Raw genomic sequence first — 12,132 nt, 5'->3', positions numbered from 1 at the left:
ACTATGAGCGTTTGCTCATTCTCGCGCAACACAGGGCTTAGACTTCGCCCATGCCCCGCGGAGTCGCCGTCCCCGAGCCCCGGCAGCAGCTCTTCGCCGCCGCCGAACGGGTCGTCGCCCGCGACGGCCTGAGCCGCCTCACCAGCCGGGCCGTCACCGCCGAGGCCGGCGTCGCGACCGGGCTGCTCTTCAAGCACTTCACGAACTTCGACAAGTTCCTGACCGGGTACGCGGTCGACCGCGCCTTCCAGATCACCGCGTCCGTCGCCGGCCTGCCCGGGCGCGCCGGCAGCGGCACGGTGGGCGGCACCCTGAGCGAGGCCCTGCTGGCGACGCCGATGGACACCCTGCAGGCGCTGATCCGGGTGATGGCCGACCGGCCCGGGCTCACCGCGGCTGTCGAGGCGGTGCTCGGCGCCGGCAGCGCGGGCCTGGCACCGCTGGAACACGCGGCCGCCGGCTACCTGCGCGCCGAACAGCACCTCGGCCGGCTCCCCGCCGCCGCCGACACCGGCGCCCTGGCCCTCGCCGCCGTGGGCGCGCTCACCCACATCGCCCTGACCGCCCCGGCCGACCCGGGCCGCCTTTACCGCGTCATGGACGCCCTGACCGCCGCACCCGACCGGCAGGCGCCGGTCAGGGCTCGCCGGTCAGGCTGAAGCGCTCGGTCAGCCACCGGAGCAGGGTGCGGTAAGCGACCACGGTGTCCGGCTGGCCGCCGTCTTACCGCCGCTGGCCGACGAAGGCCGCGCTGTTCGGCGCGGTCGTGGAGCCGCTGCTCGCCACGTTCGACACCGACCCCGCCACCGGCTCGTTCCGCGGCGACCTTCGCCGGCGTCGTCATGTGGGAGCAGACGCACGACCGGCCGCCGGCCGACGCCGACTGCGCGCTCCTCGTCGACGTGGCCCTGTCGGGCATCTGACGGCATCGATTCATGTCGGCGTAACTGCCCGGACAGCGGCATCCGGCTTCCTGGAGTCCCACCGAAACATCCAGGAGGCTCCATGGATCGGCGATCACTGCTACGTGCCACCGTGGCCGGAGCGGGCGGTCTGGCCCTGCCCTTCACCGCCTGGCCGGCCGCGTACGCCGCACCGGCGCAGAACGCGACCGGCCCCTACGGCCCGCTGCAGGCCGCCGACGCCAACGGCATCCAGCTGCCGGCCGGCTTCACCAGCCGGGTGATCGCGCGCTCCCGGCAGGTGGTGCCCGGCACCTCGTACGTCTGGCACGACGCGCCCGACGGCGGCGCGGTCATCCCCAACGGGACCGGCTGGGTCTACGTCTCGAACGCGGAGACCACCCCGGCCAACGGCGGCGGTGCCTCCCGGATCGTCTTCGACGCCAACGGCAACGTGACAGCGGCGTCCCGGATCCTGTCCGGCACCAACAACAACTGCGCCGGCGGCAAGACACCGTGGAACACCTGGCTGTCCTGCGAGGAGATCAGCCTGGGCCGGGTCTGGGAGACCTACCCGCTGGGCGGTACGGCCGTGGTCCGCCCCGCGATGGGCCGGTTCAAGCACGAGGCGGCCGCCGCCGACCCGGTCCGCAAGGTCGTCTACCTGACCGAGGACGAGTCCGACGGCCGGTTCTACCGCTTCGTGCCGGCCACCTGGGGCAACCTCGCCACCGGAACCCTGCAGGTGTTCAAGGCCGGCACCGCGACCTCGGGCTCCTTCACCTGGCAGACCGTGCCCGACCCGGACGGATCGCCGACCGCCACCCGATACCAGGTGGCCGGCAGCAAAGTGTTCAACGGCGGCGAAGGCTGCCACTACGCCGACGACCGCGTCTGGTTCACCACGAAAGGCGACAACCGGGTCTGGCAGGTGAACCTGACCACGAACACCTACGAGCTGGCGTACGACGCCAACCTGGTCAGCCCGGGATCCGCGCCGCTCACCGGGGTCGACAACGTGACCGGGTCGTCGTCCGGCGACCTGTACGTGGCCGAGGACGGCGGCACCATGGACATCTGCCTGATCACGCCGGACGACCGGATCTCGGTGTTCCTGAGGGTCAACGGCCAGTCCGCCTCCGAACTCACCGGCCCCGCCTTCACACCGGCCGGCAACCGCCTCTACTTCTCGTCGCAGCGCGGCACGTCCGGCTCCTCCTCGGGCGGCATCACCTACTGCGTGACCGGTCCGTTCCGGACCTGAGACAGGCAACACGGGCGTACGGGCCACCCGTCGCGCGGGTGGCCCGTACCCCTGCGATCCGATCAGATCCGGAAGCGGCCGATCACCTGTTGCAGCTCCGAGCTGATGCCGGTCAGTTCGCGCAGCGTCTCGGTCGCCTCGGCCAGCGAGGCGTTCGTGGCCTGGGTCGCCGAGGCCACGCCGGTGATCGTGCCGGCGATCTCGGTGCTGCCCTGCGCCGCGTCGCCGACACTTCGGCTCATCTCGCCGGTGGTGGCGGTCTGCTCCTCGACGGCCGACGCGATGGTCAGCTGATAGTCGTTGATCCGCGCGATGATCTGCGAGATCTCGCCGATCGCGGCGACCGCGTTCGCGGTGTCCGTCTGGATCGCCTCGACCCGCCGGGAGATGTCGTCGGTGGCCCGGGCCGTCTCCTGGGCCAGATCCTTGACCTCGCTCGCGACCACCGCGAAACCCTTGCCCATCTCGCCGGCACGGGCCGCCTCGATCGTCGCGTTCAGCGCCAGCAGGTTGGTCTGCTCGGCGATCGCGGTGATCGTCTTGACCACGTTGCCGATCTCGGCGCTGGAGTCGCCCAGCTTGGAGACCGTCGCGTTGGTGGTCTCAGCCACGCTCACCGCCTCGGAGGCGACCCGGGCCGCCTCGTTGGCGCTCTCCGCGATCTCCCGGATCGAGACGCCCATCTCCTCGCTGCCGGCGGCCACCGTCTGCACGTTCGACGACACCGTCCCGGCCGCGGCGGAGACCGTGTCGGCCTGGGCGGCGGCCTCCCGCGCGGACAGGCCGATCCGGTCGGTGGCGCCGCTGAGCCGAACCGTGCTCTGACCCAGCACCTCCGAACTCGCGGTGAGCTGCCCGACCACGTCCCGCAGGCCGTCCCGGGCGGCGTTCACCGCCACCGCCATGCCGCCCAGCTCGTCGCGGGCCTGCACCTCGGCCGGCACGGTGAGATCGCCGCGGGCCACCCCGGCCAGCGACATCGCAACACTGTGCAGCTGCCGGGAGATGACCCGCACCACGAACGCGGACAGTGCCAGGGCCAGCACCAGCGCGATCGCCATGAAGATCAGCATGGTGGTGCGCGCACTGGAGTACTCCTCCTCGGCGTGCGTGGCCATCTCGGTGGCCTCCGCGCCCTCGGTCCGCTGAAGCGTGGCGACGGCGTCCCGGAGCCTGGTCTGGGTCTCGGTCCACGCGGGCGCGACCTGGTCGGCGGGAGGCATCTCGAAGCCGGCGCCCGGCGCCTCCTTGAAGATCGCCACGTTCCGCAGGTTGAGGAAGTAGCCGAACGCCTCCTCGACCTCCGCCGCCGCCGCCGACCGTTCCGCCGATCCCGCGGCCAGCGCCTGGTAGGCGTCGAGCGCCCCGGAGAACGCCTCGTCCGCCGCGTCGATCCGCTCGCGGTACTCGTCCCGGTTGTCCGGCAGCAACTGCCACAGAAACGTCTCCTGCCAGCTGTCACTCGACGCGCCGCGCATCGTGCTCAGCTGCACGAGCCCGTCGACGTGCTCGGCCTTCATGTTCTTGATATCGGCGTTGAGCGCATTCATCCGGTTGATGCCGAGCACACCGATGGCCACCGCGGCGATCGCCACGGCCAGCACCGACACATAGATCTTGGGGCCGACGCGGATGTCGGCGAGCCATCCCGCGACCGGGTTCCGCCCGGCTTTCACCTGCTGCTTCGTCGGCCTCGCGTCCGCGCTCATGCTTCTCCTCCGGCGTGCAGACCTGCTCCGATCTCCTGATCGGCACAGAACCGCCGTTCATGAACACCGAGTCCAGTCCGGCACCACCGGGCCAGTCCCGCCCGTCCGCCTATGCGACCCGGTGTCCGATTCCTCCGCCAGCTCGGCGTCCGTGCCAACCCGCCGGCTCGGGGTGCGTGCCAACCCGCCGGCTCGGGGTGCGTGCCAACCCGCCGGCTCGGGGTGCGCGCCTGCGCGCCGGCCCAGTGTCCGTGCCAACCCGCCGGCTCGGGGTGCCTGCGCGCCGGCTCGGTGTCCGCGTGCCAGCGCGCCGGCTCGGTGTCCGCGTGCCAGCGCGCCGGTTCGGGGTGTGGATCAGTCGGTCGGGGACCGGGCCGACAACGGTTTCACTTCCGCCTGCTGCGGGAAAATCTTCTCGCTCGGCCGACCGGTCGTCGAGAGCCCACCCGCGCCCTCGGCTGTGCTTATCCGCAGCACCACGTGATCGGACGCGCGCGTCAGCCTCGGCCCGGGACCAGGCCACCCGCAGCACCACCGACCCGGCGCTACTCCCCCGGCCGGGACTGACCTCCCCGCTGTCCCCCGCAGGCGTCGCACCCTGATCGCGTCCAGCCGATGCCGCCCGCGCATCCCCAGTTCCGTTCCGGCCCCGATGGCCCCGGACACGCCGCCGGTATCGAGAAGTTGATCTGCTAGCGCTACGAAATCGCTGTGATCAAGGGGTCAAAACCGCGATTTCGCATCGCTAGCAGATCAACACCGCCACGCGGACCCACCGCAGCCGACCGCCGCTGCCTATCCAGCGACCGCCTAGAGCGGAGCGCAAGCAACACCACGCCAGCCGCGTCGACATCCTGCGCGCCAGACTCCGCACCGGGACCCCAATACCAGAACAAATCGGCGGGAAACCTCCCTACTCGACAAGACCGTCGGAACACCCCGCGGCACCACCCCGACCCGGCGCCGCGCGGGCCGACACCCCACCCGGCGCTGGTCGGACCTGCGGCGCCCCTGATCCGGGTCGGTCAGGCGAGGCGGGCGACCGCCTCCACCACGTCCGGGAACCTGTCGATCGCGGCGGTCACCAATGTGGGATCAAAATCGGACAGCCGCCGTACGCCACTCTCGAGGCACGCGATGAACGCCAGCCCCGCCCCAGCGGCCGCCACCGCGTCGCCCGGTGAGTCGCCGACGTAGACGCACTCCTTCGCCGGCAGCCCAGTGTGCGCGAGCAGTTCGTCGAAGGCGCGCGGGTCCGGTTTGCCGTAGCGGGTGTTGCCCCGGTGGTAGACCGCACTGATCCGGCCCGCCAGCACGTGACCCGGGTCGAGCATGTGCCGCACCTCCGTGCCGGTGCGCGACGTCAGCAGCATCAGCCGGTGCCCGGCGCGGAGCAGCTCGTCCAGGGCGCGCAGGTTCTCCGGCGGGATCACGTCAAGGCGGCCGTCGGCCACGTGCCGCCGCATCGCCGCATCGAACAGCGGGCCGAACCTCTCCAGATCGATGCCCGGAGCCCGTTTCGGCATCGCCTCCAGGAGCGGCTCGCCCCAGGTGCCGAGGTGCACCCGGCGCGCCATCGGCGGGCGGCCCATCGCGGCCAGCACCTCGTTCTCCAGCGCGAACGACGCGGCCTCGGTCAGGCAGAGAGTGTCGTCCACATCGATGACGACGGCTCGGATCATGCGGCCACCCTAGCGTCCGGCGATCCTGCCTCGGCCGGCCGGCAGCCCGCGGGACGTGCTGCGACAGCGGAATCCGGTCGCTGGCGGGGTGACCAGGATGCCGATGCTCGCCCGCCGGTTCCGGCCCGACCGAACCGGACGCGCCGCCCGGCGCGGCGCGGAGTTGATCTGCTAGCGATGCGAAATCGCGGTTTCAATCCCATGATCACCGCGATTTTGCGTCGCTAGCAGATCAACTCCGCCGTGCGTTCGCAACGCAGCGGACCGCGGCGACCGCCAGCAGCCGCAAGCGACAGCCGGCGACAGCAAAACGCCTGCAACCGACCGCAAGCGACCGCAAGCGACAGCCGGCAACAGCTAAGCGACCGCAAGCGACAGCCGGCGACGGCTAAGCGACCGCAAGCGACAGCCGGCGACGGCTAAGCGACCGCAAGCGCCTGCAAGCGCCTGCAAGCGACAGCCGGCGACAGCAAGCGACGACCGTAAGGGGCACCCCTCGCGGAACAGACGCCGAAGCGGTGTGATCTGGCCACGGCGACCTCAGGTGGGGCGGGGCCGCGCCGATGTCGAGGGTCGGCAGGCCATGACGACGGAGGGGGAACGGCACCGTGTGGTTCCAGCCGATCGCCCTGCTGATGGTGGTCGCCCAAAGCTCGCTCGTGGTGGCCGGCATCCACGCCGGATTCCCGAAGCTGCTGGTCTGGGTACCGGCCGTAGCAGGTGTGGCGACGGCCGTTCTCGCCCTCCACCGGGCCGCCGTGCGCACCGCCGGGGTGCTGCGCACGTTCTGGCGCCGCGTGACCGTGGCCATGGGGTTCGTGCTGCTCGCCGCGATCAGTCAGACCGTGGACGTCGGCACGACGGACTACGCCGACATGCCGCCGATCGGCTCGCGCACCCTGCTGCTGTACGTGGTCGGCACCGTCCTGGCGATCTCCGCGCTGCTCCGGCTGCCCGCCGGTGGCCGCAACTGGCGCCAGCTCACCACCGCCGTGCTGGACGTGGCAGTGGTGGCGGTGACCGCCGCGATCGCCGCGTCGGAGTACGTCGGCTGGTTCATGAACCGCTTCGGGGTCAGTACCTCGGCGTGGTGGCTGAACATCGCGATGATGGCGATCGCGGTGGCCGGCGTGATGGTGGTCGTCAAGATCATGGCAGCGCGGCAGAGCCCGGTACCCCGTGCCGCCCTCTGGTGGCTGGCACCGATCGGCATCGCCGGCCCGCTCTCCACCGTCCTGATGGCCGCCCTGAAGCCGTGGCCGCACCTCAACGGCAGTGCCGCGGTGCTGCCGTGGGTCGGCCTCTTCGGGGTGTTCGCCGCGCACGCCCAGTTGCGCGCCGGGTCCCGCCTGCCGCAGATGCGCCGACCCTCGGTGCACCGGCGCAGCACCGCCATCCCGCTCGTCGCGACCGGTCTGACAAGCGTGCTGGTAACCGTGATCTACCTGGACACCGGTCACCTCACCCCGGTCCAGGTCGCCGGCACCGCCCTGTTGCTGCTGCTGGTCGTGGCCCGGCAGGCGATGGCGCTCGCCGAGAACACCACGCTGCTGGACACCGTCGAGCACCACGCCATGCACGACGAGCTCACCGGTCTCAAAAGCCGGCGCTACTTCACCGCGGCCGCCGCCGGTGCGACCGGCCCGCACACCGTCGCGCTCCTCGACATCCGGGACTTCCGCTCGGTGAACGACGGGCTGGGCCCGGAGACCGGTGACGCACTGCTGGTGGCGTTCGGCGAGCGGATCTCCCAGCTGGCCGGCGCCGAGGCCGTGGTGGCCCGGCTCGGTGGCGACGAGTTCGCCCTGCTGCTGCCCGGTTCCGTGGACATCGCCGGCCGCCTGCTCGCCACCGGCGCCGAACCTCTGGTCGCGGCCGGGCACGAAGTGCTCGTCGACCTGGCGGTCGGGGTGTCCGACGGCGAGGAGGACCTGTTCCGGCGGGCCGAGATGGCGCTGCGCGAGGCGGCGGCGAACCCGGGTCCGCGGGCGGTGCGCTATGACAGGTCCCTGGAATGCCGGCTGACCCGGCGGGCGACCCTCGCCGCTGACCTGCGCCGGGCGCTCACCGCCGGCGAGTTCCACCTGCTCTACCAGCCGGTGGTGGAACTGCCGCACGGGCGGATCGTCGCGGTCGAGTCGCTGGTCCGCTGGCGTACCGCCGACGGCACCGTGGTCTCGCCCGCCGACTTCATACCGGTCGCCGAGGACACCGGCCTGATCGTCGAGCTCGGCGCCTGGATCATCGACACGGTCTGCGCGCAGGCCGCCGCGTGGCAGCTCCGGCACGGCCCGGACGCGCTGCACTCGGTCGCCGTGAACGTGTCGGCGCGCCAGCTGCTCGACCCGGCCCTGCCGGAGATCGTGGCCGCGGCGCTGGCCCGGCACGGCGTGCCCGCGAGCCGGCTCACCGTCGAGATCACCGAGACCGCGGTGTTCGGCGGCGGGCGGGCCCTGGCCACCGTGCACGCGTTGTCCCGGCTCGGCGTCAGCATCGCGCTCGACGACTTCGGGACCGGGCACTCCTCGCTCGGGTTGCTGCGCACCTGCCCGGTGGACGCGATCAAGGTCGACAAGTCCTTCGTCGACGGCCTGGGTGGTACGCCGCAGCAGGAGGCCATCGCGATCGCCGTGAACGGCATCGCCGAGACGATGGGGCTGCACACCGTCGCCGAGGGCGTGGAGACCGCCGAGCAGGCCCGCCGGCTGCACGAGCTGGGGTACCGGCACGCGCAGGGCTTCTACTTCGCCCGGCCGCTGCCGGCCGCCGAGATCGACACGCTGCTGGACGACGCCCACCCACTGGCCGCCTGACGGCCCGGGCCGGTTCTGTGCCCTGACACGAAGTTCGCCTTCTCCTCGTTTCACGGTCGCCTGCTGTCCCCGTACCCCCTCGATGATCTTCTGCTGTGGAACGAAGGAACCTGCTCACCGCGGCGATGGCCGCGCCCGCCGCGGCTTTGGTCGCGCCCGCCGCGGCCGCCCTGGACATCAGCCCCGCCGCCGCCACGACCCGTGCATTCGACAAGACCGACCCGCGGTTCTCGATCGCGGTCCTGCCCGACACCCAGTACCTGTTCGACGCCGACAGCTCCGATCCCACACCGTTGAAGGCCACCTTCCGTTACCTGCTCGACCAGCGCACCGAGGACAACGTCGCCTTCCTGACGCACCTGGGTGACATCACCGAGCACGGCACCGACCAGGAGATCGCGCTGGCCGGCGCGACGTTCCGGGCGATCGACGGCCGGCTGCCGTACAGCGTGCTCGCCGGCAACCACGACGTCCGGTCCAGCACCGACGATCAGCGCGGCGACACCGCGTACCTCAAGGTTTTCGGCCCGGACCGGTTCCGTGGCGCCGCGACCTTCCTCGGTGCCTCGCCGGACGGCTACAACAGCGCGCACCGGCTGACCGCCGGCGGCCGGCAGTGGCTGATCCTCGCGCTGGACTGGCGCATCTCGGACGGCGGCCTGGTTTGGGCACGCACCGTGCTGCGCGCCAACCCGGCCCTGCCGGCGATCGTCACCACGCACGACCTGGCCTACGCCGACGAGGCGGGCACCGCGCACCTGTCCGGGAACGGTCAGCGCCTCTGGGACCAGCTGATCAAGGACAACGACCAGATCTTCCTGACCCTCAACGGTCACTACTGGCCGCCGGGGCGCACCGTGCTGCGCAACGCCGCCGGCCACGACGTCCACGTGCACGTCACGAACTACCAGGACCGCTACTACGGCGGCGCCGGCATGATCCGGCTCTACCGCTTCGACCTGGTGCGCAACCGAATCGACGTGGAGACGTTCGCGCCGTGGTTCCTGACCCGGGACCCGGACCGCCGGACGCCGCTCGAGGAGGAGACGATCGAGCTGACCGGTGACACCGACCGGTTCAGCCTCGAGATCGACTTCGAGGAGCGGTTCGCCGCGTTCGCGCCGCCCGTGATCCCCGCGCCGCGACCGGCGGCCCGGGTGGTCGACCGGCACACCGCCGCCTACTGGCGGTTCGACGGCGCGGGCCAGGCGGTCGGCGACGGCGCCGTCGTGGCCGATCTTTCCGGCAAGGGCAACCATCTGACGGTACGGCGATTCGCGGGCAGCGGCGACGACGTGCTCACGCTGGCCGACGACCACCACCGGGGCGCTCCGGCGCACGCCAGCCTCCGCTTCGACGGCGCCCGGGGCCGTGGCGCGCTGCTGCAGACCGCCGCCGGCGCGCCGCTGAACAGCATGCGGTTCCGGGACGGGTACACGTTCGAGACGTTCCTGAAGCTGCCCGAGCCGTTCACCGGCGACCACGCGTGGATGGGCGTGTTCAGCTGGGAGGGCCGCGCCGGCGACGCCGGCAAGCACAGCGGCTGGTCGCCGCTCGAGCCGACGTGCAGCCTGAACATCTCGCCCGAGCGGTTCGTGCAGTACGTGCTCTACACCGATGAGGGCGACCACAACCCGACGTCGTGGAGCCACGCGCTGCCGGTCGGCGTCTGGCATCACGTGGCGGTGGTCAACGACGGCCGGCGCAGCACCGTGTACGTCGACGGCTCCCGGATCGCCCGGAACCCGGCCCAGCCGGCACGCGGCGTCGCCACCCTGGGCCGCCCGTTCACCCTCGGCGGCACGTCGTTCGACCTGAAGTACGACCAGAGCTTCTACGGCTGGATCGGTGACACCCGGATCACCGCGCGGGCGTTGCGTCCCGAGCAGTTCCTGCCCGGCGGCACCTTCCGCTGACCACCGGCGCCCCCCGCGCCACGTCACCCCGGGGGGCGGGCGCGGGGTCAGCTGGTCTCGATCAGCAGCAGGGAGGCGTCGTCCTCGCGGTCACCGGCGGCGATGATCTCCATCATCGCGTCGGCGAGGTCGTCCAGGGCGGCGCCGGGCATCCCGGTCAGCACCGCGTGCAGGTCGTCCACGCCCTCGTCGATCGGCCGGGTCCGGGTCTCCACCAGGCCGTCGGTGTAGAGCACCAGCCGGGTGCCGGCGGGCAACAGCCGGGTGTGGGTGCGCCGGACGACGCCGCGCAGGCCGCCGAGCAGCGGCCCGCCGTTGGGCAGCTGACTGATCGAGCCGTCCGGCAGCACGATCGTCGGCGGCAGGTGCCCGGCGTTGGCCCAGGTCATCGTGTGCCCGCCGGTGGGTTCGGCGGTGAGGTACGCGACCATCACGGTGGCTATGCCGCCCACCCCGAGCAGCCGGGCCGCCCGCTCGAACCGGTCCAGCAGCACCGACGGGTAGTCGTACCGGTCGACGAGCAGGGCGCGCAGCATGCTGCGGTAGAGGCCCATCGTCGCGGCCGCGGTGACACCGTGCCCGGCCACATCCCCGATCAGCACCGCCAGCCGGTCGTCGTCGATGCGCACCGCGTCGTACCAGTCGCCGCCGACCAGGTCGCCGCGGTGCGCCGGAGCGTACCGGGCGACCATCCGCGCGTTGTCCACCTCGGGCAGCGGGCTGAGCAGCGCCTTCTGCATGGTCTCGGCGGCGGTACGGCGATCGTCGTACGCGCTGGCCCGCAGCAGTGCCTGCGCGACCAGGCCGGCCAGCGCCGTCAGCACCGCGTGCTCGGCCTCCTCCGGCGCGTACCGCTGCTTCCAGCAGAACGTCAGCGACCCGATCGGCCCGTGCACGCCGGGCAGCGGCACACTCACCGCGGCCTGCCAGCCCATCCGCTGGAAGGTGCCGAACGCGTCCGGGGTGTGCTCGGCCACCGCGGCGAGGTCGGGCAGCACCACGGTCCGGCCGGTCCGGGCGGCGAGCCCCGACGGGGTGCGGATCTCGGCGCCGTAGGTCGCCCACCGGTCGGCCAGGTCGGGCGGCAGCAAGCGGCCCGACGCCAGCTGCATGTGCCCGTCCGCCTCCACCCAGGACACCCCGACGTACGCCGGATCCAGGTTGCCGATCACCAGGTCACGAACGGTGTCGACAACCTCGTCGGAGCTGGTGGCGGCACCGAGCGCGGCGCTGGCCCGCAGCAGCAACCGGCTGCGCTCGATCATCAGCTGTGCCCGGTCGGCCCCCTCGGCGGCCGTCCGGACACGCTGGTCGGCGTGGTAGGAGGCGATCCGCAGCTGCAGGCTGTCCGAGCAGGCGGCGGCGAGGTCCGCGAGGATCGACAGCTCCTGCTCGGTCCAGTGGCGCGGCTCGTGGTCGATGGCGCAGAGCGAACCCAGCACCCGGCCCTCGGCGTCGTACACCGGCATCCCGGCGTAACCGACCACGCCGAGGTCCTCGATCGCGAGGTTGCCGCGCACCCGCGGATCGGTACGCGCGTCGACAACGATCAGCGGCTGCGCGGTGTCCACCACGTGCCGGCAGAACGAGTGGCTCAGCGGGGTCTGCCGCTCCCGGGCCCAGGGGTCGCCGAGCCCGTACGCGCCGGGAAAGAACTGCCGGTCGGCGTCGACGAGCGAGACCAGCGCGACCGGCACGTCCAGCACGGTCCGCACCAGGCCGGCGAGCCGGTCGAACATCGGGTCGGCGACCGCGTCGAGACCGGTACGCACCAGCGCGGCGAGACGTCTGCCGTCGTCGCCGTCGTCGCCGAACTGCCTCATGCGCGCCTTCCGTGTCGGGTGCA

7 protein-coding genes are annotated in these 12,132 nt (G+C 72.1%); 4 read left to right on the top strand and 3 right to left on the bottom strand.

Going from position 1 to position 12,132, the window contains the following annotated elements; translation table 11 throughout:
* The first annotated feature begins 50 nt into the window (after positions 1 to 50).
* Both LPA41_RS11165 and LPA41_RS11160 read left to right on the top strand, forming a co-directional pair.
* Positions 51 to 659 carry a TetR family transcriptional regulator gene (locus tag LPA41_RS11165; RefSeq protein ID WP_229070033.1) on the top strand — a complete coding sequence of 203 codons (609 nt, stop codon included), beginning with the start codon at positions 51 to 53 and terminating at the stop codon, positions 657 to 659.
* Between the two features lie 346 nt (positions 660 to 1,005).
* The gene (locus LPA41_RS11160) at positions 1,006 to 2,166 is read left to right on the top strand and encodes an alkaline phosphatase PhoX (protein WP_229070032.1); all 1,161 of its coding nucleotides are present in this window, start codon (positions 1,006 to 1,008) and stop codon (positions 2,164 to 2,166) included.
* A gap of 62 nt (positions 2,167 to 2,228) precedes the next feature.
* Here LPA41_RS11160 and LPA41_RS11155 read toward each other — a convergent pair whose 3' ends face one another.
* Positions 2,229 to 3,875, bottom strand: a complete 1,647-nt coding sequence (locus LPA41_RS11155; RefSeq protein ID WP_229070031.1) for a methyl-accepting chemotaxis protein — start codon at positions 3,873 to 3,875, stop codon at positions 2,229 to 2,231.
* Positions 3,876 to 4,900: 1,025 nt separating this feature from the next.
* On the bottom strand, positions 4,901 to 5,557 hold the full coding sequence (locus LPA41_RS11150) for an HAD family hydrolase (RefSeq protein WP_229070030.1): 657 nt from the start codon (positions 5,555 to 5,557) through the stop codon (positions 4,901 to 4,903).
* 608 nt (positions 5,558 to 6,165) lie between these two features.
* On the opposite strand from LPA41_RS11150, the gene LPA41_RS11145 reads away from it, so the two are divergent.
* Together LPA41_RS11145 and LPA41_RS11140 are read left to right on the top strand one after the other, a co-directional pair.
* Positions 6,166 to 8,370, top strand: a complete 2,205-nt coding sequence (locus LPA41_RS11145) for a bifunctional diguanylate cyclase/phosphodiesterase (protein WP_229070029.1) — start codon at positions 6,166 to 6,168, stop codon at positions 8,368 to 8,370.
* Between the two features lie 95 nt (positions 8,371 to 8,465).
* Positions 8,466 to 10,286 (top strand): LamG-like jellyroll fold domain-containing protein, encoded by a 1,821-nt coding sequence (locus LPA41_RS11140; protein WP_229070028.1) that lies wholly within the window; start codon positions 8,466 to 8,468, stop codon positions 10,284 to 10,286.
* A gap of 47 nt (positions 10,287 to 10,333) precedes the next feature.
* Here the strand turns inward: LPA41_RS11140 and LPA41_RS11135 are convergent, their stop codons facing one another.
* Entirely contained in the window at positions 10,334 to 12,109 is a 1,776-nt protein-coding gene (locus tag LPA41_RS11135) for a SpoIIE family protein phosphatase (RefSeq protein WP_229070027.1), read from the bottom strand.
* Between the last annotated feature and the right edge of the window lie 23 nt (positions 12,110 to 12,132).

The organism is Actinoplanes sp. DH11 (assembly GCF_020873875.1).
Lineage (GTDB): Bacteria > Actinomycetota > Actinomycetes > Mycobacteriales > Micromonosporaceae > Actinoplanes.
The sequence above is the reverse complement of the archived record's forward strand: the minus strand, read 5'-3'. Positions and strand labels throughout refer to the sequence as shown.